The organism is Achromobacter sp. K91 (assembly GCF_003576205.1).
GTDB lineage: Bacteria > Pseudomonadota > Gammaproteobacteria > Burkholderiales > Burkholderiaceae_B > Achromobacter > Achromobacter aegrifaciens.
Map to the genome: position 1 here is coordinate 34,802 of NZ_QWFB01000065.1, position 24,165 is coordinate 58,966.

General features: G+C 64.7%; 25 protein-coding genes. 17 read left to right on the forward strand and 8 right to left on the reverse strand.

Annotation, left to right across the window (positions count from 1 at the left end; translation table 11 throughout):
* Window positions 1-33: 33 nt before the first annotated feature.
* Both tsf and rpsB read right to left on the reverse strand, forming a co-directional pair.
* Window positions 34-912, reverse strand: a complete 879-nt coding sequence (gene tsf, locus DXK93_RS29370) for a translation elongation factor Ts (protein ID WP_119451963.1) — start codon at window positions 910-912, stop codon at window positions 34-36.
* 178 nt (window positions 913-1,090) lie between these two features.
* The gene (gene rpsB / locus DXK93_RS29375) at window positions 1,091-1,840 is read right to left on the reverse strand and encodes a 30S ribosomal protein S2 (RefSeq protein WP_054456717.1); all 750 of its coding nucleotides are present in this window, start codon (window positions 1,838-1,840) and stop codon (window positions 1,091-1,093) included.
* Window positions 1,841-2,686: 846 nt separating this feature from the next.
* On the opposite strand from rpsB, the gene map reads away from it, so the two are divergent.
* The 5 genes from map to DXK93_RS29400 all read left to right on the forward strand — a co-directional run bounded on the left by map (window position 2,687) and on the right by DXK93_RS29400 (window position 8,071).
* On the forward strand, window positions 2,687-3,508 hold the full coding sequence (gene map, locus DXK93_RS29380; protein WP_119451964.1) for a type I methionyl aminopeptidase: 822 nt from the start codon (window positions 2,687-2,689) through the stop codon (window positions 3,506-3,508).
* An 18-nt stretch (window positions 3,509-3,526) separates the two neighbouring features.
* Window positions 3,527-6,133 (forward strand): [protein-PII] uridylyltransferase, encoded by a 2,607-nt coding sequence (locus DXK93_RS29385; protein WP_119451965.1) that lies wholly within the window; start codon window positions 3,527-3,529, stop codon window positions 6,131-6,133.
* A 75-nt stretch (window positions 6,134-6,208) separates the two neighbouring features.
* A complete protein-coding gene (locus DXK93_RS29390) occupies window positions 6,209-6,922 on the forward strand; it encodes a MarC family protein (protein ID WP_013393435.1) in 714 nt (237 codons plus the stop codon).
* 51 nt (window positions 6,923-6,973) lie between these two features.
* Window positions 6,974-7,459 (forward strand): disulfide bond formation protein B, encoded by a 486-nt coding sequence (locus tag DXK93_RS29395; protein WP_119451966.1) that lies wholly within the window; start codon window positions 6,974-6,976, stop codon window positions 7,457-7,459.
* A gap of 90 nt (window positions 7,460-7,549) precedes the next feature.
* Window positions 7,550-8,071, forward strand: a complete 522-nt coding sequence (locus DXK93_RS29400; RefSeq protein ID WP_119451976.1) for a M48 family metallopeptidase — start codon at window positions 7,550-7,552, stop codon at window positions 8,069-8,071.
* 83 nt (window positions 8,072-8,154) lie between these two features.
* Here the strand turns inward: DXK93_RS29400 and purF are convergent, their stop codons facing one another.
* The 4 genes from purF to folC all read right to left on the reverse strand — a co-directional run bounded on the left by purF (window position 8,155) and on the right by folC (window position 12,382).
* Window positions 8,155-9,675, reverse strand: a complete 1,521-nt coding sequence (purF, locus tag DXK93_RS29405; RefSeq protein ID WP_054456711.1) for an amidophosphoribosyltransferase — start codon at window positions 9,673-9,675, stop codon at window positions 8,155-8,157.
* 30 nt (window positions 9,676-9,705) lie between these two features.
* Window positions 9,706-10,194, reverse strand: a complete 489-nt coding sequence (locus DXK93_RS29410; protein ID WP_054456710.1) for a CvpA family protein — start codon at window positions 10,192-10,194, stop codon at window positions 9,706-9,708.
* A complete protein-coding gene (locus DXK93_RS29415; RefSeq protein WP_119451967.1) occupies window positions 10,194-11,009 on the reverse strand; it encodes an SPOR domain-containing protein in 816 nt (271 codons plus the stop codon). The genes DXK93_RS29410 and DXK93_RS29415 overlap by 1 nt, the downstream gene beginning before the upstream one ends.
* A 62-nt stretch (window positions 11,010-11,071) precedes the next feature.
* On the reverse strand, window positions 11,072-12,382 hold the full coding sequence (folC, locus tag DXK93_RS29420) for a bifunctional tetrahydrofolate synthase/dihydrofolate synthase (protein WP_119451968.1): 1,311 nt from the start codon (window positions 12,380-12,382) through the stop codon (window positions 11,072-11,074).
* 164 nt (window positions 12,383-12,546) lie between these two features.
* Here folC and DXK93_RS29425 point away from each other — a divergent pair, with 164 nt between their 5' ends.
* From DXK93_RS29425 to DXK93_RS29440, 4 genes are all read left to right on the forward strand, one after another.
* Complete coding sequence (locus DXK93_RS29425; RefSeq protein ID WP_054456707.1) at window positions 12,547-12,963, forward strand: cupin domain-containing protein; 417 nt, start codon at window positions 12,547-12,549, stop codon at window positions 12,961-12,963.
* Window positions 12,964-13,030: 67 nt separating this feature from the next.
* Window positions 13,031-14,002 carry a tripartite tricarboxylate transporter substrate binding protein gene (locus DXK93_RS29430; protein WP_192327476.1) on the forward strand — a complete coding sequence of 324 codons (972 nt, stop codon included), beginning with the start codon at window positions 13,031-13,033 and terminating at the stop codon, window positions 14,000-14,002.
* Complete coding sequence (locus DXK93_RS29435) at window positions 13,999-15,228, forward strand: CaiB/BaiF CoA-transferase family protein (protein WP_119451969.1); 1,230 nt, start codon at window positions 13,999-14,001, stop codon at window positions 15,226-15,228. The genes DXK93_RS29430 and DXK93_RS29435 overlap by 4 nt, the downstream gene beginning before the upstream one ends.
* Entirely contained in the window at window positions 15,228-16,394 is a 1,167-nt protein-coding gene (locus DXK93_RS29440; protein ID WP_054456705.1) for an acyl-CoA dehydrogenase family protein, read from the forward strand. The genes DXK93_RS29435 and DXK93_RS29440 overlap by 1 nt, the downstream gene beginning before the upstream one ends.
* Before the next feature lie 34 nt (window positions 16,395-16,428).
* On the opposite strand, the gene DXK93_RS29445 is transcribed toward DXK93_RS29440, so the two are convergent.
* Entirely contained in the window at window positions 16,429-17,166 is a 738-nt protein-coding gene (locus DXK93_RS29445) for an IclR family transcriptional regulator (protein WP_054456704.1), read from the reverse strand.
* A gap of 142 nt (window positions 17,167-17,308) precedes the next feature.
* Here DXK93_RS29445 and DXK93_RS29450 point away from each other — a divergent pair, with 142 nt between their 5' ends.
* From DXK93_RS29450 to DXK93_RS29480, 7 genes are all read left to right on the forward strand, one after another.
* On the forward strand, window positions 17,309-17,686 hold the full coding sequence (locus tag DXK93_RS29450; protein ID WP_054456703.1) for a flagellar protein FlaG: 378 nt from the start codon (window positions 17,309-17,311) through the stop codon (window positions 17,684-17,686).
* 144 nt (window positions 17,687-17,830) lie between these two features.
* Window positions 17,831-19,201, forward strand: a complete 1,371-nt coding sequence (gene fliD / locus DXK93_RS29455) for a flagellar filament capping protein FliD (RefSeq protein ID WP_119451970.1) — start codon at window positions 17,831-17,833, stop codon at window positions 19,199-19,201.
* Between the two features lie 18 nt (window positions 19,202-19,219).
* On the forward strand, window positions 19,220-19,648 hold the full coding sequence (gene fliS, locus DXK93_RS29460; RefSeq protein ID WP_119451971.1) for a flagellar export chaperone FliS: 429 nt from the start codon (window positions 19,220-19,222) through the stop codon (window positions 19,646-19,648).
* A gap of 46 nt (window positions 19,649-19,694) precedes the next feature.
* Window positions 19,695-20,051, forward strand: a complete 357-nt coding sequence (locus tag DXK93_RS29465) for a flagellar protein FliT (protein ID WP_054456700.1) — start codon at window positions 19,695-19,697, stop codon at window positions 20,049-20,051.
* Complete coding sequence (locus tag DXK93_RS29470) at window positions 20,048-21,430, forward strand: flagellar hook-length control protein FliK (RefSeq protein WP_119451972.1); 1,383 nt, start codon at window positions 20,048-20,050, stop codon at window positions 21,428-21,430. Before DXK93_RS29465 ends, DXK93_RS29470 begins: the two co-directional genes overlap by 4 nt.
* Window positions 21,430-21,747, forward strand: a complete 318-nt coding sequence (locus DXK93_RS29475; RefSeq protein ID WP_054456698.1) for an EscU/YscU/HrcU family type III secretion system export apparatus switch protein — start codon at window positions 21,430-21,432, stop codon at window positions 21,745-21,747. Before DXK93_RS29470 ends, DXK93_RS29475 begins: the two co-directional genes overlap by 1 nt.
* Before the next feature lie 24 nt (window positions 21,748-21,771).
* Window positions 21,772-22,575 carry a flagellar brake protein gene (locus DXK93_RS29480; protein ID WP_119451973.1) on the forward strand — a complete coding sequence of 268 codons (804 nt, stop codon included), beginning with the start codon at window positions 21,772-21,774 and terminating at the stop codon, window positions 22,573-22,575.
* Between the two features lie 91 nt (window positions 22,576-22,666).
* Here DXK93_RS29480 and fliE read toward each other — a convergent pair whose 3' ends face one another.
* Window positions 22,667-22,999, reverse strand: a complete 333-nt coding sequence (gene fliE, locus DXK93_RS29485) for a flagellar hook-basal body complex protein FliE (protein WP_054456696.1) — start codon at window positions 22,997-22,999, stop codon at window positions 22,667-22,669.
* 331 nt (window positions 23,000-23,330) lie between these two features.
* Between fliE and fliF the strand changes: the two genes are divergently transcribed.
* The coding region (gene fliF, locus DXK93_RS29490) for a flagellar basal-body MS-ring/collar protein FliF (RefSeq protein ID WP_119451974.1) at window positions 23,331-24,165 on the forward strand (835 nt) is incomplete at its 3' end.

Below are 24,165 nucleotides of genomic sequence, written 5' to 3' on the forward strand. Positions count from 1 at the left end.
AATCTAGCGCCGGCCCTTAAGCACTACCCTGGGTCAGGCGCGGCCGGCGGCGGCAGCGGCGACCTCAGCGGCGAAATCGCTGGTCTTCTTCTCGATACCTTCGCCGACAACGAACAGCACGAATTTGCTGATCGAAGCGCCCTTTTCCTTGAGCATCTGCTCAACGCTGTGCTTGTCGCTCTTGACGAACGGCTGCGACAGCAGGGTGACTTCCTTCAGGAACTTGGCGACCGAGCCTTCGACCATCTTGGCGACGATGTCAGCCGGCTTGCCCGATTCGGCAGCCTTCTGTTCGGCGACCGAGCGTTCGGCGGCGATGTCGGCGGGGTTCACGCCGTCGGCGTTCAGGGCCTTGGGCTTGGTGGCGGCGATGTGCATCGCCAGGTCCTTGCCCACTTCTTCCGCGCCGGTGTATTCGACCAGCACGCCGATCTTGCCGCCGTGCACGTAGCTGGCCAGCGAGTTCGGGGTCTCGATGCGCTCGAAGCGGCGGATCGAGATGTTTTCGCCGATCTTGCCGATCAGGGCGGTACGGGTGCTTTCGACCGTGCCGTCGCCGTAGGGCAGCGCCGACAGGGCTTCCACGGTGGCGGGGTTCTGCGTGGCGACCAGCTCGGCCAGCTTGTTCACGAAGCCGACGAAGTCGTCGTTCTTGGCGACGAAGTCGGTTTCGCAGTTGATTTCGATGACGGCGCCCTTCTTGGCGTCGGCGGAGATGAACAGACCGATCAGGCCTTCAGCGGTGACGCGGGCGGCAGCCTTGCTGGCCTTGTTGCCCAGCTTGACGCGCAGGATTTCCTCGGCGCGGGCCAGGTCACCCTCGGCTTCCGTCAAGGCCTTCTTGCACTCCATCATGGGCGCGTCGGTCTTTTCGCGCAGTTCCTTGACCAGGGCAGCGGTAATTTCAGCCATGTTTGCTCCAATTTGCTAGAACATGCCCCGGGAAACCGGGACAGTGGTTTGATTCGATGGGACATCCGCGACTAGCGGATCAGGAAGATGGGAGCCCACCTTCGCATTGCCGGCGAGGCGGGAGCGGACCGATTTCGGCACCGCTCCCAGACGCTAACCGCCGGACATGACAACAGGCTTAGGCCTGGTTGTCCTGCACTTCGACGAACTCTTCCTGGCCTTCGCCCAGTTCTTCGACCAGACCGTTCAGGTTCTGTTCGCGGCCTTCCAGCACGGCGTCGGCGATGCCCTTGGCGTACAGCGCGATGGCCTTGGCCGAGTCGTCGTTGCCGGGGATGACGTAGTCGATGCCTTCGGGCGAGTGGTTGGTGTCAACCACGGCGACCACGGGGATACCCAGGGTCTTGGCTTCGGCGATGGCGATCTTGTGGTAGCCGACGTCGATCACGAAAATGGCGTCAGGCAGACCGTTCATGTCCTTGATGCCGCCGATCGACTTGTTCAGCTTTTCCAGTTCGCGCTGGAACAGCAGGCCTTCCTTCTTGATCATGCGCTCAGCGCCGCCTTCGGCGACCACGGCTTCCATGTCCTTCAGGCGCTTGACCGAGGTCTTGACCGTCTTGAAGTTGGTCAGCATGCCGCCGAGCCAGCGGGCGTCGACGAAGGGCATGCCGCAACGGGAGGCTTCAGCGGCGACCAGCTCGCGAGCAGCGCGCTTGGTGCCGACGAACAGGATGTTGCCGCCGCGAGCAGCCAGCTGCTTCACGAACTTGGTGGCTTCCTGGTACTTATCAACCGTCTTTTCCAGGTTGATGATGTGAATCTTGTTGCGATGGCCGAAGATGAAGGGGGCCATCTTGGGGTTCCAGTAGCGGGTCTGGTGACCAAAGTGGACACCCGCTTCCAGCATTTCGCGCATCAAAGACATAACTTTCTCCAAGGGTTGATTTCTTGCGCCACACCTGCATCAGCCTCTGGCTGACACCCTGGGTGGTGTTGCGCGCGATTTCCCGCAAATGCGGGATGACAAAATTTTAACCGGGCCGACCGATCACTGCCGCAATAACTGCGACGCCCTGGGGCGCCTTCTACTACGCTGCCGCGATAAACCCAGACGGCCGCCACGACCAAGAGCCTTGCACCGCATGCTTGCAGGCGCTTTTCCAGACCCACCAGGAATTTCCTGGAAGTTTCCGGCGGTTTCCCGAAAGCGCACCCGGACCTGTTTTGTTGGCGGCGAAATCCAGCTCTGGAAAATCCAGCTCTTCGCGTTCAAGCGCGGGGTTGTCACACCCTGGCTTCAGTTCGACCGCGCATCAGACCATCGGGGCATTTCTTAAGAAAACGCGAACGTTTTCAAGAACTTAAGCCGACATCCATACCGAGTCCAAACCCTGAGCCTGCATCGCCGCTCTAAAACATGACCGGGCTTACAAGCACGCCGCATCCCCAGCCTGGCGCCTGCATCGAATTTGCCGCCGCTCCGCCCGCCCGACTGGTTTCCTGCCTGCGTGCCCACCCACGGAACCAACGACCTGCCCGATTTCGCTCCACAACCTTCGCTTGCGGTGAAACTTCAGGGCGCGCCGCCGATCACTATGAAAGGACCTGCTGCCAGACTACCTGCCGGGTTTGCGTGACATCGGTTCCGCTGCCTGCACCCGCCGGGTTCGGCCTTTGCCGTAACCCGATTGCTCCCCAAAATTTTAGGGAAGCCTATAATTCTACTATTCTTTCAAGCAGACATTCAAGCGAGACATCGCCAAGCTATTCCATGGGCACTATCACCAATCAAGCCGACCTGGCCAAGATGCGCGCCGCCTGCCAGGATGCGGCCAAAGTCCTCGATTTCATCACGCCGCACGTCAAGCCTGGGGTCACCACCGGAGAGCTGGACCGCCTCTGCCTGGAGTACCTGACCGATGAGCTGGGCGTGAAATCGGCCACGGTGGGCTATGCGCCCCCGGGCTACCCGCCCTTCCCCGGCGCCATCTGTACCTCGGTCAACCACCAGGTCTGCCATGGCATCCCGGGCGACAAGGTGTTGAAAAACGGCGATTCGCTGAATATCGACGTCACCATCATCAAGGATGGCTGGTTCGGCGACACCAGCCGCATGTACGCAGTGGGCGAACAATCCATATTGTCGCGCCGCCTGACCGAGATCACCTTCGAGTGCATGTGGAAGGGCATCCAGCAGGTGAAAAACGGGGCCACGTTGGGCGACATCGGCAACGCGATCCAGAAGCACGCCGAGGCCAACGGCTTTTCAGTGGTGCGCGAGTTCTGCGGCCACGGCATTGGCCAGCGCTTCCACGAAGACCCGCAGGTGCTGCACTATGGCAAGCCGGGTACGGGCGTGAAGCTGACGACGGGCATGCTGTTCACCATTGAACCGATGATCAATGCGGGCCGCCGCGAGATCCGCCAGCTGTCCGACGGCTGGACGGTTGTCACCCGCGACCACAGCCTGTCGGCCCAATGGGAGCATGCTGTCTGTGTCACCGAGACCGGCTACGAAGTGTTGACCCTGTCGCCGGGGATGCCCAAGCCGCCCGCCTTCGTCACCGAACCCCTGGTCATCCCAGCCGTCTGACACACAACCTTAGCCGCCATGACCGCCGCCATTCTCAGCGCCCTGCGCGAACGCATCCAGGAAGCCCGGCGGACCGCGGTGGCGCAATTCCGCACGCACCTGCGACCAGACACCCTGCTGTCCGAGCTGCGCCGCATCGTCGACGCCGCGCTGCGCGACCTGATCAAGCATTGCCCCCTGCCCGCCGGCGCCACGCTGGCGGCCGTGGGCGGCTATGGCCGGGGCGAGCTTTACCCGCACTCCGACGTGGACCTGCTGATCCTGCTGCCGCACGCTCCCACGCCCGAGGACGAGTCGGCCATCGAAAAGCTGGTGGCCTCGCTGTGGGACCTGGGCCTGGAGCCGGGCCATAGCGTGCGCACCATCGAGGACTGCGAACGCGAGGCGGACGCCGATATCACCGTGGAAACGGCTTTGCTGGAATCCCGCTGGCTGGCGGGCAGCCGCACGCTGATGAAGGCCTTCGAAGCCGCGACCAAGTCGCGCCTGGACCCGCGCGCGTTCTTTCGCGCCAAGCGCGTCGAAATGCAGCAGCGCCACGCGCGCTACCAGGACACGCCCTATGCGCTGGAGCCGAACTGCAAGGAGTCGCCGGGCGGACTGCGCGACCTGCAGGTCATCCTGTGGATGGCCCGGGCAGCCGGCTTTGGCAACAGCTGGCGCTCCGTGGCGCAAGCCGGCCTGCTGACCTCGTCCGAGGCGCGCGACCTGCGCAAAGCAGAACAAGCCTTCAAGCGCCTGCGCATCGAATTGCACCTGCTGGCGAACCGGCGCGAAGACCGCGTGCTGTTCGACCTGCAGCCCGCCCTGGCCGAAGTCTATGGCATCCACGCCACCGCCACCCGCCGCGGCAGCGAGCTGCTGATGCAGCGCTACTACTGGGCGGCGCGGCTGGTGACCCAGCTGAACGGCATCCTGGTGCAGAACATCGAGGAACGGCTGTTCCCGCGTCCGGACAGCGACGCGCGCGACATCGACGACGACTTCCGCAATCTGCGCGACCGCCTGGACATCATTCGCGACGACGGTTTCGAGCGCAATCCCACCCTGCTGCTGCGGGCCTTCCTGGTGATGCAACAGCATCCGGAACTGACCGGGATGTCGGCGCGCACGCTGCGCGCCATCTGGCATTCGCGCCACCGCATCGACGCGCAATTCCGCCGCAACCCGGTCAACCGCAAGCTGTTCCTGCAGATCCTGCAGCAGCCGCGCGGCATCGTGCATGAACTGCGGCGCATGACCATGCTGAACATCCTGCCGCGCTATCTGCCGGTATTCCGCCGCATCGTCGGCCAGATGCAGCATGACCTGTTCCACGCCTATACGGTGGATCAGCACACGCTGGCGGTGGTGCGCAACCTGCGCCGCTTCACCATGCCGGAACATGCCCAGGAGTATCCGCTGGCCAGCCAGCTGATCGCCGGCCTGGACCGGCACTGGCTGCTGTATGTGGCCGCGCTGTTCCACGACATTGCCAAGGGCCGCGGCGGCGACCATTCCGAACTGGGCGCGCGCGAAGTGCGCAAGTTCGCCCAAGACCACGGCATGGAGCCCGAGGACGCCAAGCTGGTCGAATTCCTGGTCCGCCAGCACCTGCTGATGTCGGCCGTGGCGCAGAAGCGCGACCTGTCCGATCCGGCCGTGGTGCAGGACTTCGCCGCCACCGTGAAGGACGAACGCCACCTGACCGCCCTGTACCTGCTGACGGTGGCCGATATCCGCGGCACCAGCCCCAAGGTCTGGAATGCCTGGAAAGGCAAGTTGCTGGAAGACCTGTACAAGCTGACGCTGGCCGCCCTGGGCGGCGCCCACGCCGACGCCCACACCGTCCTGGCCGAGCGCAAGGAAGAAGCCGCCCGCCTGACCCGACTGGCGGGCCTGCGCGACGATGCCCGGGAAGCCTTCTGGAACCAGCTCGACGTGGCGTATTTCCTGCGCCACGACGCCTCGGACATCGCCTGGCACACGCGCCATCTTTATCATCAGGTCGCGCCAGCGCAGGCAGTGGTCAAGGCCCGCCCCACCGAACATGGCGAAGGCCTGCAGATCATGGTGTACACCCGCGATGCGCCCGACCTGTTCGTGGCGATCTGCGGCTATTTCGACGCCAAATCGCTTTCCATTCAGGATGCGCGCATCCACACCACGCGCCACGGCTGGGCGCTGGACAGCTTCATCGTGCTGTTGCCGGAAGGCGCCAGCGACCTGCGCGCCCAGGCCACCCTGGTCGAACATGAATTGGCCGAACGCCTCAAGGACCCGCACGCCGCCGCCTTGCAACAGCCCGCGCGCGGCGGCTACTACGGCCGCGGCCGGCAGTCCCGCGTGTCACGGGTGTTCCCGGTCATGCCGCAGGCCGAACTGCAGCCCGACGAGCGCAGCACCTCCTGGCGCCTGTCGGTAACCGCGACCGACCGCCCCGGCCTGCTGCACGCGCTGGCGCGCGTCTTCGCCGGGCACGAAGTGAACCTGCTGATGGCCAAGATCATGACGCTGGGGGACCGGGTCGAGGACGTATTCATCGTCGACGGTTCGGCGCTGACACGCCCGCGCAGCCAGATGCAGTTCGAACGCGACGTCCTGGACGCCCTGGCGGGCGAGGAAGCCCAGCAGCGCGCCGCCTGATCACGGGTGCCTGGCATCGCCAGCGCCGCCGGGACCGCATACAATCCCGGTTTTCGGCCAGGCGATACCCTCCCCATGGAGCTAAACGATTATCTGCGCGTTTTCGGCACCAGCTTCTTTTTCGCGCTGGCCACCCTGCTGCCCTTTCTGAACCCGCCCGCGATCGCGCCGATCTTCCTGTCGCTGACCGAGGGCGCGTCATCATCCACCCGGATGGTGCTGGCCAAGCGCGTGGCCATCAATGTCTGCCTCATGTTGATCGTCGCCATGGTCGCGGGCAACGTGCTGCTTAGTTTCTTCGGCATTTCGCTGTCCATCGTGCGGGTCGGCGGCGGCATGCTCGTGATCGCCAGCGCCTGGCGGCTGGTGAATTCGCCCGACGCCGATACCGAGCGCGTGGCGCGCATGGCCGAGTCCTTCACCCCGGAGATGGCCAAGGCCCGCGCGTTCTATCCGCTGACCTTCCCCATCAGTTGCGGTCCCGGATCCATCGCCGCGGCCATCACCGTGGGGGTGTCGCTGCGCGATCAGAACCACGTGCTGAGCCTGGTGCGGCTGGGTGGATCCATTCCGGGCATCATCGTCGTATCGGTCACGCTCTACATCTGCCTGCGCTTTGCCGCGCAAATGCTGCACCGCCTGGGCGACAATGGCACCGCTGTGTTCATGCGCCTCTCGGCCTTCATCATGCTGTGCCTCGGCGTACAGATCTTCTGGGAAGGCTCGCGCGAACTGCTGCTGGGCGTGTTGCAGCAAGTGATGCAACCAATTCCGATTCCCAAGGCCTAAGCCTGGCTCGGGGCCGCTTCCGGCCCCTTTTCCAACCCTTGCAAAGCAACAATGACCTCTCGCTCAGAACGCCTGCTCCGCCTGATCGCCCTCTTCTGCTTCGGCGCCGTCGGCCTTGCCCTCGTTTCCCAGCACGTCTTCGACATGCCGCCCTGCGCCTGGTGCGTCATGCAGCGCCTGATCTACCTGGTGATCGGCGTGATTGCGCTGGTGGGCGGATTCGGCGGCGGACGCGCCCTGACGCGCCTGTGCGGCGCGCTCACCGCGCTATTGTCCCTGGGCGGTATCGCCGCGGCCTGGTATCAGTACAGCGTAGCGGCCAACATGCTGTCCTGCGACCAGACCTTCGCCGACCGCTTCATGACCGGCATCGGCCTGGAAAGCGCCGTGCCGTGGCTGTTCGGCATCTATGCCACTTGCATGGACGCCAAAGTGCCGGTGCTGGGCATCGAATATGCACTGTGGAGCCTGGCGCTCTTCGTCATCATTCTCTTCATGGCGCTGCCGGTCGTGTTCCGGCGCGGCGGATCGCAGTAACAGCCCTTCCTGACGCCGCCCGCAGGATCGCGGGCGGCGCCCAAACGCGGGGAAGCCTGGTCTCGCTCCGGCGCCGTCCCCGCCTTGATCATGTCCAATCTGAAATACCTGACCGGATACCCGGAATCCCTGCTCGCCCAGGCCCAAAAGCTGCTCGACCAAGGCAAGCTGGGCGCGGCGCTGCTGGCGCGCTACCCTGCCGGCCCCCACGACGTGCGCACCGACCGGGCGCTCTACCAATACGTGACGGACCTGAAGAACAGCTACATGCGCAACGGCGACCAGATCAACAAGGTCGCCTTCGACAGCAAGATCCATGTGATCCAGCACGCGCTGGGACAACACACTTATATCTCGCGCGTGCAGGGCGGCAAGCTGAAGGCCAAGCACGAAATCCGGGTGGCCACATTGTTCAAGACCGTGCCGGCGGAATTCCTGAAAATGATCACGGTGCATGAACTGGCCCACCTGAAGGAAAAGGACCATAACAAGGCCTTCTACAACCTGTGCCTGCGCATGGAGCCGCAGTACCACCAGTATGAGTTCGACTTGCGGCTGTATCTGACGCACCTGGAGGCGACACGCGAAAACTTGTGGAAGGCCGCGGCCTGATATCGCAGTGCAGGCGCCCAGTACCCCGCAATAAAAAATGCCGTCCCGAAGGACGGCATTTTTCTTGCCACCAGGCAAACGCGTCAGGCGTCGCTGGCGGCGTAGCCCATGTTGAACTGCAGGCCGCTGGCCCCGCCTTCCTCGCCCGGTTCGCCACGGGACTGGCCCAGGCGAGCCAAGTATTCAGGGGTGATGTCGCCCGTGACGTACTGGCCGTCAAAGCACGAAGCCTCGAAGCGCGACAGCTTGGGGTTGATGTCCCGCACCGCCTGCTGCATGTCGTGCAGGTCCTGGTAGACCAGCGAGTCGGCGCCGATGGCGCGGGCGATTTCCTCGTCGCTGCGGCCGGTGGCGATGAGTTCGCTCTGCGTAGGCATGTCGATGCCGTAGACGTTCGGGAAACGCACCGGGGGAGCAGCCGAGGCGAAGTAGACCTTGTTGGCGCCTGCGGCGCGAGCCATATCCACGATCTCGCGGCTGGTCGTGCCGCGCACGATGGAGTCGTCCACCAGCAGCACGTTCTTGCCCTTGAATTCCATGCCGATGGCATTGAGTTTCTGGCGCACGGACTTACGGCGCACGGCCTGGCCCGGCATGATGAAGGTGCGGCCCACGTAGCGGTTCTTGATCAGGCCTTCGCGGTAGTCCAGGTTCAGGCGGGCGGCCAACTGCATAGCTGCGGGACGCGAGGAGTCCGGAATCGGCATGACCACGTCGATATCGCCCAGGCGCATGTTGCGCGCGACCTTGTCGGCCAGGTACTCGCCCATGCGCAGACGGGCGTCATACACCGACACGCCGTCGATCAGGGAGTCCGGACGCGCGAAGTACACGTACTCGAAAATGCAGGGCACCAGTTGCGGATTGTCGGCGCACTGGCGGCTGACGAAGCGGCCGTCCAGGTCGATGAACACGGCTTCGCCGGGCTCGACGTCGCGCACGAAGGCAAAGCCGCTGCCTTCCAGCGCCACCGATTCCGACGCGACCATCCACTCCACGCCCTCTTCGGTTTCCTGGCGACCGATGCACAGCGGACGGATGCCGTTGGGATCACGGAAGGCCAGCAGGCCGTAACCAGAAATCTGCGCCACCACGGCATAGGCGCCGCGCACGCGCTTGTGCAGGGCCGATACGGCGCGGAAGATGGCGTCGTCGTCCAGCGACACGCCGCTGGCCGCCGATTGCAGCTCGTGCGCCAGCACGTTCAGCAGGACTTCGGAATCGGAGTTGGTGTTGATGTGGCGGCGGTCGACGCGGTAGAGCGATTCGCGCAGTTCGCGCCAGTTGGTCAGGTTGCCGTTGTGGGACAACATGATGCCGAACGGCGCGTTGACGTAGAACGGCTGGGCCTCTTCCTCGCTGGCGCTGGAGCCCGCGGTGGGATAGCGGACCTGGCCGACGCCCGACGTACCCGGCAGCGCGCGCATGTTGCGCGTGCGGAAGACGTCGCGCACCAGGCCGTGAGCCTTGTACATATTGAATTGGTTACCTTGCGATGTCGCGATGCCCGCGGCGTCCTGCCCGCGATGCTGCAACAGCAGCAAGCTGTCATAGAGCAGCTGGTTGACCGGCCCGCGCCCGATGACCCCTACGATTCCACACATGGTGAGATTTCCTGGTTGATTTAAAGCTAATCAATACGGCAGCCACGTCGCCAGGGACGGCGGCAGCCACGTCTTGATATGTTTGATGGCCTCGATGGCCGAATGCGAAAACATGGCGTCCTTCCACCACGGCTCCTGCGGCAGCGGCGTGTAGCCTGCGGCGGCGACCAGCGCCAGCACGATCAACAGGCCACGGGCCAGCCCGAACATCCCGCCCAGGCCGTGGTCGGCGGGACTCAGTCCGGTGCTGCGGATCAGGGCGGCAAGCGTCATGTTGACCAAGCCCACGCCGAGCAGCACGATGATGAACACCGCGGCGTACGAGACTCCCATGCGCAGCAGCGTCGTTTCAATATAGGGCTCCAGCCAGGCATAGACCGTGGGCCCCCACCATATCGCCGCCACGAAGGCCAGCAGATAGGCGACCAGCGACAGCACCTCTTTGAGCAGGCCGCGCACCAGGCCCAGCACACCCGAAACCACCAGGATGGCCAGCACGACGAAGTCGAAGCCGGTCACTATTGGGCGGCGATGAAACCATTGTCATAGCCCAGGGTGCGCAACCGCGCCTGGGCCGCCTGCGCCGCCTCGCGCGAGGGGAACGGCCCCACCCGCAGACGGTACTGCTGTTTGCCATTGATGGTGGCTTGTTCCACGAATGCGTTGGTGACGCCGGCCTGGTGCAGCTTGCCGCGCCGCGACTGGGCGTCCTCGGCGGTCGTATAGGCGGCGATCTGCAACACGAAATTGCCCTTGGCGGCGGGCTTGGGCGCGGGCGCCGAAGCCGCTGGCGCCGAACGCCCTTCCAGCAAGGCCAGCGCGCGCGCGCCGTCATCCGATCGGTTATCGGGCTTGGCCGGCGTCGCGGGCTTGGGGTCCGGCTTGGGCGGCGTAGCCGGCTTGGGCTCGGGCTTGGGCGGCGTGACGGCCGCCGTCGCGGGCGGCGTCGCAGGTTGCGCGGCCGGAGGCGTCGTCGTCGCCGGCGGCTGCACGGACGTCACGGGAGGCGGCGTCGGGATGGCCGAAGGATCCGTCGGCGCAGCACTGCCCGGCGCGGGCGTCTGCGGCGCGGCGACTTGCGGTTCGGTCACTTGCGGCTGGAACGGCGTATTGCGCTCCGGCACCCTGATGGGAATGTTGTCGTCCACAGGCGTGGGCTGCGAATCGAGCACCATGGGAAGGATGATGACGGCTGCCAGCACCAGCGCGACAGCGCCTGCCAGCCTGCGCCGCGCGCGACCGCGCAGCTCCGCAGCCTGCACCTCGCTGGGCACAGCCGCCCGCTTGGAGGACTGCGCCTGGTCGGCAGGATCTTTGCGTTTGAAAAAACCCATGGAGGAGAATTCCTTGCGGCGATATGGCGGCGGGCCGCCGGACGCGACTGACCCGCTGCTGCCTATGCCTTGCGACCCAGAGCCTGCAAAACCGAGGCTACGGTGAGAAACGAGCCGAACACCACGATTCTATCATTCTCCCCTGCCCGTTCGCGCGCTGCCGCAAAGGCCTGGGCGGGATCCGGGTAAGCGGAGATACCTGGTTTTTCGCCATCCGCCGGCGCAGGCGGCAGCGCGGCGGCGACCTGCTCCGCCAGCGCGTCTCCAGAGGTACCGCGCGGCCCCGGCAAGCCGGCGCAGTACCAGTTGTCGATGCGCGTGCCGAGCTTGGCGATGACGCCGGCCAGATCCTTGTCGTTGAGCATGCCGAACACCGCGTGGGTGTAGGGATGAAAGCCCATGTTGTCCAGGTTCTGCGCCAGCACCGCCGCGGCATGCGGATTGTGCGCCACGTCCAGGATGACCGCGGGCTGGCCCGGCAGGATCTGGAAACGGCCCGGCAGGGACGCCTGCAGCAAGCCCAGGCGCACGGCCTGTTGCGGCACCGGCAGGCGGTCGCGCACCGATTCCAGCGTGGCCAGCGCGGCCGACGCGTTCAGCAGCTGGTTGGCGCCGCGCAGCGCCGGATAGGCCAGCGAGTTGCGCCGCTGTTCGCGGCCGCCATAGGCCCATTGCTGGCGGTCGCCGGAATAGTTGAAGTCGCGTCCGAACAGCCACAGGTCCGCGCCGATTTCCTGGACGTGGTCCAGCAGCGATTGCGGCGGCATGGGATCGCTGCAGATCGCCGGCCGGCCGCTGCGGTAGATGTGGGCTTTCTCGAAGCCGATCTTCTCGCGCGTATCGCCCAGCCAGTCGGTGTGGTCCAGGTCCACGCTGGTGACGACGGAGCAATCCGCATCGACGATATTGACGGCGTCCAGCCGTCCGCCCAGGCCGACTTCCAGCACCACGGCGTCCAGTTTCGACTGCGAGAACAGTCGCAGGATTGCCAGCGTGGTGAACTCGAAGTACGTCAGCGACACGTCGCCGCGCGCGGCTTCGACCGCCTGGAACTGGGCAATCAAGGCCTCGTCCGTGGCGATCTGGCCATTGATGCGGGCGCGTTCGTTGAAATTGATCAGGTGCGGGGACGTGTACAGCCCGACCTTGTAGCCGGCTGCAAGCAGGATTGCCTCCAGCATGGCACAGGTGGAACCCTTGCCGTTGGTGCCGCCGACGACGAACTTCACGCCGGACAGCTCCAGCCCCAGGCGCCCCGCCACCTCACGCACCCGGTCCAGACCCATGTCGATGGCGGTGGCGTGGATCGATTCCAGGTACTGCAGCCAATCGGACAGGGTGGCGGAAACGTCGGGCGTGCGGGCAGAAGACATGACAAAGCCGGTAGTGAGATCAGCCTTCGATTTTAGCAGTCCGCGCCCGGTGTTTTCCCTAATCCCCCAGGGAGCGGCAAGGTATCCGCAGCGAAAAACTGCTTGCCACTATTTTTCTCATACATAAAAATAATTTCACGTATGAAAATTTAAACGGATCAACCATGACGCAAAGCAAGACTCCCGCCTGGCTGGTGCGCGAGGCCGACGTGCCCGGCTACCACCCCGCCAATCACACCGGCACCCTGAACCGGCGCCTGATCGGCCCGGACACCGTCGGCTCCCGGGGCGTGGAAGTGCTGCTGGGCGTGATCGACAAGGGCAAGGGCGCCCTGCCGCACGCCCACCCCGGCATCGAGCAGGTCTGCTATCTGCTGTCCGGAACGGCGCGCGCGCAGGTGCAGGACGAATGGGCCGACATGGGACCCGGCGACTGCTGCTATTTCCCCCCGGACATTCCGCACGTCTTCACCGTCACCAGCGACGAGCCCGCCCGCCTGCTGGTGATCTATACGCCCCCTTATGAAGAATCCCCAGACCGCGTGATACGCGGCTTTCCGGCGCCATCCCCAGCCGCTTGACGCGGCGCAGCCCCGGGCAGCGGACGCAGAAGCCGCGCCTGGACCCGAAGCACACAGGAGACAAACCATGAGACCCCTAAGCCTGCTGGGCGCCGCCCTCATCGGCGGCGCAGCGCTGTTCGCCGGCCCCGCCGCCCACGCCGCCGACTATCCCGCGAAACCCATCACCCTGATCGTCCCCTTTCCCGCCGGATCCGGCACCGACGCCGTGGGCCGCATCTTCGGCGCCGAGCTGGGCAACATCCTCGGCCAACAGGTCGTGGTGGAGAACAAGCCCGGAGCCAACGCCACCATCGCCGCCAACTACGTGGCGCGCGCCAAGCCCGACGGCTACACGCTCTTCGTCACCACCAACACCTCGCATTCGGCCGCGCCCTGGCTGATGAAGAACGTGCCCTACGATCCGGTCAAGGACTTCACTCCCATCGCCCGCGGCGGCAACCTTCCCTTCATCCTGGTCGTGAACCCGAAACGCCCGTGGAAGACCGTGGGCGAACTGGTGGCCGACGCGCGCCAGCATCCCGGCCGCATCACCTACGCCAGCGGCAACAGCACGGGAATCGTCGCCGGCGCCACGCTGGCCAACCGCGCCAAGATCGACATCCTGCACGTACCTTATAAAGGCACGCCGCAAGGGCTGACCGATGTGGTCGGCGGGCAGGTCGATTTCATGTTCACCGACCTGGCTTCCGGCCTGCCCTTCGTGCAATCGGGCCAGTTGCGCGCGCTGGCCGTGTCGACCGCCGAACGCAGCGCCATCGTCCCGGACCTGCCGTCCATGGCCGAATCCGGCGTGCAGGACTTCGACCTGAACTCCTGGAACGGCTACTTCGGCCCGGCGGGCATGCCCCCGGAGATCGTGGCCAAGCTGAATGCCGCGATCAATCAGGTGGTCGCCAAGCCTGACGTGCAAAAGCGCTTGGCCGGCCTGGGTTTCGACGCCTTTTCCAGCACGCCCGAGGCCTTTTCCCAGTTCGTCGGCTCGCAGCTGGACCTGTGGGGCAAACTGATCCGCGACGCGGGAATCGAGCAGCAATGAGCGACCGGCCGCAATCCGAAATTCCCGGCGGCCCGCTGGCGGGCGTACGCATCCTGGACCTGAGCACCGTCGTGATGGGGCCCTATGCCACCCAGGTCCTGGCCGACCTGGGGGCGGACGTCATCAAGGTCGAGCCGCCGGCAGGCGACAACATGCGGGCCGTCGGCCCCATGCGCAACCCCGGCATGGGCCATATCTATCTGCACCTGAACCGCAACAAGCGTTCGGTGGTGCTGGACCTGAAGACGCCGGAGGGGCTTGAGGCCTGCCTGAAACTGGCCGAAAGCTGCGACGCCCTGCTCTACAACATCCGCCCGCAGGCGATGGCCCGACTGGGCTTGTCCTACGAAACGGTTGCGGCGCGCAATCCGCGCATCGTCTACCTGGGCGCCTACGGCTATGGCGAGGCCGGCCCGTACGCCGGACGTCCCGCCTATGACGACCTGATCCAGGGCCAGACCGGCATCGCCGCCCTCTCCGCCCTGCAGAGCGGAGATGTGCCGCGCTACGCGCCGCTGACCCTGGCCGACCGCGCGGTCGGACTGCACGTCGGCATCGCGCTCGTCTCCGCGGTGCTGCACGCCCGCAGCACGGGACAAGGCCAGCAGGTGGAAATCCCCATGTTCGAGGGCATGGCCCACCTCGTGCTGGGGGACCATCTCGGCGGCGCCACCTTCGATCCTCCGCTCGGCCCCACGGGTTACGCGCGCCTGTTGGCGCCGCATCGCCGCCCTTACGCCACGGCCGACGGCTATATCAGCCTGCTGATCTATAACGACAAACACTGGCGCAACTTCTTTGACCTGATCGGCCGCCCCGAATTGTCGCGGGATCCGCGCTTCAGCACCCACGGCGCGCGCGCCGCCCATATCGGCGAGGTCTACGCCTTTGTCGCCGACGTCATCGCCACCCGGAGCAGCCAGGAGTGGCTGGAAGGCTTGGCGCGGGCAGACATTCCCGCCTCGCCGCTCTATTCCGTGGACGATTTGCTGCAGGACGAGCACCTGGCCACGACCGGCTTCATCCGGCCCATGGACCACCCCAGCGAAGGCCGGATCCGCACGACCGCGCCGCTGGGCAGATACGAAAACACCCCCACCTCGATACGCCGCCCCGCCCCCAGGCTGGGCCAGCACAGCCGCGAGGTGCTGGCCGAAGCCGGCTATGACCCTGCCCGGATCGACGCCATGACGGCCCGCGGCATCACCCTGGATGGAAACGACTGATGGACTTTGAATTCACCCCCGACCAGTTGGCCCTGCGGGACGCCGTGTCCCGCATCTGCGAACGCTATCCGGACGAATACTGGCTGGAACGCGACCGCGAAGGCGGCTTTCCGGAACCCCTGCATGCCGATCTGGCGCGCGACGGCTGGCTGGGCATCGCCATGCCGCAGGAGTATGGCGGCGCGGGTCTGGGCATGACCGAAGCGGCGCTGATGATGCAGACCATCGCGGCTTCCGGCGCGGGCTTCACCGGCGCCTCGGCGGTCCACATGAATATCTTCGGCCTGAACCCGGTAGTGGTATTCGGCAGCGACGAGCAGCGCCAGCGCTGGCTTGCACCCCTGATCGCGGGCCGCGAAAAGGCCTGCTTCGCCGTCACCGAACCCGATGCCGGACTGGACACCACCAAGCTCAGCACCCGCGCGGTGCGCCAGGGCGACGAGTACGTGGTGCATGGCCGCAAGATCTGGATCTCGACCGCCCAGGTCGCCCACAAGATGCTGCTGCTGGCCCGCACCACCCCGCTGTCAGACGTCGAAAAGCCCACGCAGGGCCTGTCGCTCTTCTATACAGACCTGGACCGCAGCAAGATAGAAGTGCGCGAAATCGAGAAAATGGGCCGCAAGGCGGTGGACTCGAACATGCTGTTCATCGACGGCCTGCGCATCCCCGTGGCCGACCGCATCGGCGAGGAAGGCCGGGGTTTCGAGTACATCCTGCACGGCCTGAACCCCGAGCGCATCCTGATCGCGGCCGAGGCGGTGGGCATCGGCCGAGCCGCCCTGGACCGGGCGGTGAAATACGCCGGAGAACGCACCGTATTCGGACGTCCCATCGGCCAGAACCAAGGCATCCAGCACCCCCTGGCCCAGGCCTGGATGCAGCTCGAAGCCGCCGACCTTATGGTATTCAAGGCCGCCAGCCTCTATGACGCGGGCAAGCCCTGCGGCCCCTACGCGAACTCGGCCAAATACCTGGCGGCCGAGGCCGGCTATAACGCCTGCCAGACCGCGGTCATGACCCTGGGCGGCATGGGGTACGCCAAGGAATACCATGTGGAGCGCCTGCTGCGCGAAAGCTTCATTCCGCGCATCGCGCCGGTCAGTCCGCAGTTGATCATGTGCTTCATCGCGGAGAAAGTGCTGGGACTGCCCAAGTCCTACTGAGCGACGGCGTTCGATAGGCGCCCAGGCCTGCCCGTCAGGCCTGCTGCTCCAGCGCGGTGCAGGCCGAGCGCAGGATGCGCGCGTAGGCCTCCTGCTGCGGCTCGATCCGGTAGATCGGCCCGCCCACCGAAATCGCGTAGTGTTCGCCGGACAGCGTAACGGGCCAGGCGATGGCGCCCACGTCCGCAATGGACTCGCCGCTGTTCATGAACCAGCCGCGCTGTCGCGACAGCTCCAGGTCCGCCAGCAGCGCCTCGCGCGTCACCAGGGTGCGCTCGTTGTGGCGGGTCATGGTCATGTCCGCGAGCATGGCGTCGCGGGCCGGTGTGTCCAACAGGGACAGCAGCGCCTTTCCGAGCGAATTTGCGTGAACGTCCTTAAACTCACCCGCAACCGGTGCATATCTGATGGTATGCGGAGAATCCAGCACATCCAGGTAGACCACCCGGCCGTCCTGGCTCAACTTGGCGAAAACAATCGTTTCGCGGGTGGCGTCCCTTAATTCGGTAAGGCTGGGATAGACCCGGTCCAGCACCGGATCGGCGCGGGCGATGCGCTGCGCCATGGCCAATAGCCTGCCGGTCGGGTAGTAGCCCTGGCGCCGGCCGGTTTCATACAGGTAACCCAGGCCGGTCAGGGTGCGGATCAGGGCCAGGCAGCTGGACACCGGCACATCCAGCAGCCGGGCCAGTTCCGATAGCGGCAGCGCGCGCTTTTCGCGGGCATAGGTTTCGATGATTTCGATAACTCGCAGCGCCGTCTTGACACTCATTGCCTGGTCCGAACTGTTTAGCACGTGAAACATCTGGCTCGCCGGCGGCTAAAGTTCCCTGCGGGCCTGCCGTAATGGTAGCTGAGAATTCCCTGAAAACAGCGCGTTCCTCCGAGACGCCCACATCGCCGTTGGAGTGATCATGGCCGTAACCCCCCTAGCCCCCGCATCGTTTGCACCAGCGCCGGTCGCGGCCGCGCCGGTTGCGCCGGACCCATCCGTGAGTGTGGCGCCCGCAGCTGCCGCAACGAACAGCGGAGCTTCAGACAGCGCGACATCGGATCAATCCGATTCGCAAAAGCTTCCCCTGGACAAGGCTCTGGACGAAATCAACGACCAGATGAAGGCTTGGTCTACTCAGCTCCAGTTCGAGATCGACCCCAACGTGCACCAGGTAGTGGTATCGGTGATAGACGCGGAATCGGGCGACGTCATACGTACGATCCCCAGCGAAACCCTGCTGAAAATCGCCAAAATGATCGTGAACATGCAAGGAAACGGCATCAAAACCACAGCCTGATTCGACCCCGATTTCAAGCGCCGGCCACCGCCATCAAGCGGGCCAGCCATGGAAGCGTCGAATTAGGCCCGCCTAATGCCCTTACCCGGCCAATCGCCGCCACCGTATTTTTGACAGAATCGCATCGCTAGGAAGGAATTTCACATGGCCTCTATCACCAACCTCGGCTCGACCACCGGCTTGCCCCTCGAAAAGATCCTGACCGATCTCCAGGCGGCCGAGGACAAGAAGCTCAGCCTGTACACGAATCGCCAAGCCAGTTACGAGGCCCGTGTAAGCGCCTTTGGCCAGATTCAAAGCGCGGTTGAAGCCCTGCAGAAAGCAGCAGCGGCATTGGGTAAGTCGTCCACGCTGGACGCCGTGAAACCCAATGTGATCGGCGACGGAGTAACCGCGACCATCGGCGAAGACGGCGCCACGATGGGCGAGTACGCCATCAATGTGAAGAACCTGGCGACGGCCCAGACCTTGCAATCGGGCATGGTTGCGGATCGCAAAGCTTCCAATGGCGCTTCCGGCTCATTTGAAATTGAACTCACCAATGGTGAAAAGCACACGATCGACCTGAGCGACACGTCGCTGAATGGCATCGCAAAGGCAATCAATAGCGATGACAAGGCGCCCGTGCGCGCGACGATCATCACCAATGACTCCGGCAGTTACCTCATGCTCAGCGCAAAGGATACTGGCGTGCAGGCATCGGTAAAGACCATCACTGTTACCGGCACTCCCGAACTGGAAAACATCCTGAGCTACAACTCGGGCTCCGGCACCCAGCTGACGCAGCAAACCGCTGCCGGCGACGCTGAGCTCGAGGTCAACGGCATCACGATCAAGAGCGGCAGTAACAATATTTCCGGCGCAATTGACGGCGTTACGCTGAACTTGACCGCAAAGACGGAAGCCAACAAGGTCGTCACCTTGAAGCTGCAAAGCGACACCAGCGTCGCGAGCAAGGCGGTGCAAGATTTCGTCAGTGCTTACAACGCGGTGCAAAGCACGATTTCGAAACTGACTGCCTTCGATATCACTGCCCAAACGAATCAAGCCCTGACCGGCGACAGCACAACCCGTGGCATCCAGTCTGCAATGTCTAGCGCCTTGCAGGTTTTCACGCAGGGCGGCGCGGTGAGCTCGCTGGCCGATCTCGGTATCAGCATGGATCCCAAGACCGGTCAACTGAAGCTCGACCAAAAGGAACTGGACACGGCGTTGGCTGCCAATCCCGCAGACGTCAAACGCCTCATGACCTCGGCCGACGGTCTTGCTGCCAAGTTCGACGTCGCCACCAAAGCCGCCCTGGGCAGCAACGGCTCGATCAAGCTCAGCCAAGATGGCCTGAACGAGTCGATTAAAGACGTAAAAGACCAATTGGCGCGAGCCAAGGCCTCCAGCACTGCGTCCATGGCCGCCATGCGCGCCCAATTCGTAGCTTTGGACAAGTTCGTATCGCAACAGACGGTCACGGCCAACTACCTGACGCAGCAGTTCGCGGCCATGAGCAAATCTAAGTAATTTATAGAAGATGTATTGATGACCTACGCTGCCCGCCGCCCCACCGGATCTTATTCCGTGCGTTCCTACGCAGAAATCGGCCTGGAAACACAGATCCTGGGCGCCAGCCCCGAAAGGCTTATTTCCCTGCTTTACATGGGCGCCCGGGCGGCAATCGGACAGGCACGCCTGCACCTTCAAGAGGGCAGAATCACGGAACGGGGGGCGGCCATTTCGAAGGCCATCAAGATCGTCGATGAAGGCCTGAAAACCGGACTGAACATGGAGGCGGGCGGCGAAATCGCCGCAAACCTCGCGCGCCTGTACGACTACATCGTCCGCACGCTGTTGATGGCTAACCTTAAAGCAGACGCGGAAGCGCTCGAAACGGCAGACCGCCTCTTGGCCGATCTGGCCGAGGCCTGGCAAACATCCATTGATCGCCCTGCCGGGGGCGTGCAGCCTTGACGGCATCGCATAAGCCCCAGCCAGCCATCGAACGCCCGAGATTTCCATGACGTCCACGACCCAGTACACCTCCCCCATCCTGGAACACTACCAGGAGATCGCTCTCATCACGGGAGAAATGCTAGTGGCGGCGCAAGCCGGCGACTGGGACGGCGCCATGGTCCATGGACAGCAATATTGCGAACTGGTGGAACGACTGCGCCAGACCGAACATTCGGCGCCACTGGACGAAGCCGGCCGCGCCATGAAATACGACCTGCTCGTGCGCATCCTGGAAAACGACGCGCTCACCCGGGACCTGGCGCTGCCGCAGCTGGCCCGTCTGGGCGACCTTCTGGGACGCATGAAGCGCCAGCAGACCCTGCTGTCCGCCTACGGTTACCAGCAGGCGCCTGAAGAATGAGCGTAGGTCCCGCCGCACTCGGCAACGTCCTGGTGCAGCGGCTGGACGCCGTGCTGGGCACGACGATGTCCGCCGCCAGCGCCAACCAGGTATCCGGCGCCCGCCCCGACGCAGTCAGCCAGCCCGGCAGCCTGGAAAAGCCCGGCGCCTCGGATGGATCAACACGCGACCCGCGGCAAGGCATACAGCCCGGCGGCGCCCGCGGCGACCGTCCGAATACTGTCGTCGACCCCAAAACCGCTGCAGCGCTGGCGTTGGCCGCCCGCGGCCTGGTGACCAGCAGCGACACCACCGCCTCGGCCCCGACCACGCTGGGCACGACGGCGCGTACGATTCTTGCCTTGCTCGCCCAATTCCCAGAGGCCGCACCTGCGGTCCAGGGCCGTGCGCCCTTATGGACCGCGCATGCGCAGCCGGGCCAATCCGGCGGTGGCGCTAGCGCCAGCCCCATGCCGGCAGCGCAAGCAGGCCAACAAACGGCACAGGCCACTGCGCAAGCATCCCAGCCATTGCCTGGCCAAACGCCGGCACCGGCCCTTCCCCAGCAAGCCGGCGCGCTCGCGGCTTCGGCCGCGGCGGCGCTTGACGGCGACACTCCGGCAACCGGCGCAAAACAGGACCGGCCGGCCGGACCGGGCGTCAATCCCAGCGCCGCCAAAGGACCCGACGCTGCCGCGCATGCCGCCCTGGCGGCTGGCGGACCTTCGGCGCGCGCGCTGGGACAGGCTCTGCGTCAGGCGCTCCAAGGCAGCGGCCTGTTTTACGAGTCCCATCTGACGGACATGGTCTTCGGCCGCGCCAACCCCGAGCAATTGCGCAACGAGCCGCAGGCGGTGCTCGGCAAGAATCCGCCCGCGCAGGATGCCGCGCCTTCGCGGCCGCGGGCGGGCGCAGCCCCCAGCGGCCGCACCGGCGTCGACGCCACGCCCGGCGGCGCAGGCTCCGCCAGCTCGCCCGCCTCCGGCACGCCTGCTCCCGGCACGCCCATCACCGGCATACACCAGGACCTGACCGTACTCGTTCGCCAACAACTGGACGTGCTGGCCAACCAGACGCTGACTTGGCAAGGTGAAGCCTGGCCCGGCACGCCCATGGAATGGGAGGTCGAGCGCGACCCTTACGGCGGCGACCCGGACTCCGCAGTTTCCACCTGGGCCACGCGCCTGAAGCTGGACCTGCCCCGCCTGGGCCTGGTCGATGCCCGACTGAATCTGGCCGGCGATCAGATCGTCCTGCAACTCATTGCGCCGCACAGCGCGGCCGAGATCAATGACTCCTCGGACACGCTGCGTTCGCGCCTGCTGGCCGCGGGCCTGACCTTGAGCAATCTGACGGTGAGCGTGGTCGAACCGCGCGCCGATATTCCCGCCGATATCTGATGAGCCGCCTGCCCCCCCACCCGGAATCGGATCCGAACGCCGGCCGCAACGCGGCGGTAGCCATTTCGTACGAAGAAAAGGACGGCGCTCCGCGCGTTGTCGCCAAGGGCTACGGCCAGTTGGCGGACACCATCGTCCGGGCCGCGCAGGAAAACGGCCTCTACGTCCACGAGTCGCGTGAACTGGTCGGCCTGCTGATGCAGGTGGACTTGGACGCACATATTCCTCCCCAACTCTATGTAGCGGTGGCAGAATTGCTGGCCTGGCTCTATCGCCTGGAATCGCGCGAGTTCCCCGAACCCGCTACGCCCGCCTGACCCTATTACCTGAGGAAAACCAAAGTGTTGGATGCCAGCGATCCGGAGTTCCTGCTGACCCGGCCTGACGAGATGCGTTCGGCCCTGTTCGAGCTGACGCACCCTGACAGCCACATCCTGGTGCGCGACGCCGCGGACCGGGAGATGGCCGTGCTGATCCTCGGCGTGGACAAGCAGGCGGGCGAGTTCTTCTGGAGGCCGCGCGATTACGCCGGGGCAGACTTCGAGCAGTCCGACTCCATGGGCTTGCTGAGCGGCACCACCTTCCACTTCCATGCCACCGCCTACGGCGGCGTGCAGATCCGCTTTCGTGTGCAGCGCCCCCAGATCATTCATTTCGACGACGGCAGCGCCGCGCTGGTATCGCCGTTTCCAGAACGCCTGGCCCGTATCCAGCGCCGCAAGATGTTCCGCGCGTCCCTGATCGCGGCCGCCAATGTATGCCGCGCCAGTTGGCAAGCCACCCTCAACGACAAGCCCTATTCGTTCACGATACGCGACATCTCGGTGGACGGCGTAGGCCTGCGTGCAGGGCTGGCGGTTCCCGCCCTGCCGGAGCGCGGTACCGTGATGGAAAACGTGCAACTGGATTTTGGCGACCATGGCAAGCTCAACGCCAGCCTGGAAGTGCGCAATGTATATCCCATCTCGGGGCAGCCCATGGTTTCGTCCGCCAATCCGGACGAACCGCCGGCCAAGCACGTTTCGCTGACTGGCGAGCCGCCGGTCAGCCATCTGGGGGCCATCTTCCTGAATCTCGATGCGCGCCAGGAAAACTGGCTGCAGCAGGTGGTCTGGCGCCTGGAAAGAGGCGCCCAGCGCAATTGATGGATAGACGCGGGGCCACGCGTTGCAAGCGCCTCGCCTGATGCCTGCTGCGCTTGCGGTGTATATGCAAGCGCAGTTCCCGCGATGGGACTCAGACCGCCATCGAAGAAATTTCCTTGTAAGCCGCAACCAGCTTGTTGCGCACCTGCACCGCCGTCTGGAAGCCAATACTGGCCTTCTGCATGTCGATCATGACGTCGTTGAGGGAAATATCGGGAGCCCCCAGCTCGAACGCCTTGGCCTGGGCCGTGGCGGCGTTCTGGGCGGAAGTGACGCGACGGATGGAACGTTGCAGTTCCGCGGCGAAGCCATCCGGCTGACCGACCATTTCACCCGCGCTGAGGTTACCGGTCTCCGCCTTGCTCACTACCGCGCGCATCTGCTGGAGCATGCTTTCGATGCCGGACAAGCCTGATACAGCCATTACCTGATTTCCTTGCTGTTTGGGATTACACCAATAGTGCGCCCAGCGTAACGCCAACCCCGCCGGTTCATAGCTGACAAGAACCGCCAAAAAACCCGACATTTCCATGAATGCAGCCGCTTGCAGCCGGGGCGGCGGCGGCTCGGTTCGCCTTGTCGGGGACATAGGAGATAAGTAACGCCAAAAACCGGCTGTTTTCAACGATTGGGATGGACGTCTCAGGGGCAATAATCCACGCTCTCCCCAGACCAGAAGCACGTTGCATGTGTAATCTGCCCTACCCAGACATGAAGTCCCAATTCCAGCTCCGCGTGGCCAGCGGGGGCCGCCAATGAACCAGCAGGCCACCCTGAGTTCGTCGCTGTTGACGAAGTTCCCCGTGCTGGAGAAGGTGCGCGCACTGCCCAAGCCTGTCCTGCTGGGCGCGGCGGCGGCTCTCGTCGCGGTCATCGTCGCCGTGGCGATGTGGAGCAGCGAACCCAAATACAAGGTGCTCTTCTCGAACCTGGACGACCGCGACGGCGGCGCCATCGTGGCAGCGCTCGGGACCATGAACGTGCCCTACCGCTATAACGAAACCGGCACCGCCGTGCTGGTTCCGGCCGACCGCGTGTACGACGCGCGTCTGCAATTGGCGTCCCAGGGATTGCCGCGCGGCGGCTCCGTCGGTTTCGAACTGATGGACAACGCCCGCTTCGGCGCCAGCCAGTTCACGGAACAGATCAACTACCAGCGCGGCCTGGAAGGCGAGCTGGCGCGTTCGATCGAAGCCATGCACACCGTGCAGCACGCCCGCGTGCACCTGGCCATGCCGCGCCAGTCTCTCTTCGTGCGCGAACGCCAGGCGCCCACCGCCTCGGTGCTGCTGAACATGCATCCGGGACGCAGCCTGAGCGACGCCCAGGTCTCCGCGATTTCCTGGCTGGTGGCCTCGAGCGTCCCCGAACTCACCGCCGAGAACGTATCCATCGTGGACCAGAACGGCCGCCTGCTGTCGGCGCCGATGGGCGAAGGCCGCGGCATGGACGCCGACCAAATGCGCTTCGTGCGCGAAATGGAACAGCGCACGGTCGAACGCATCCTCACCATCCTCAATCCGCTGGTTGGTCCCGGCAACGTGCACGCCCAGGCCAGCGCCGACGTCGACCTGTCTCTTATACACATCT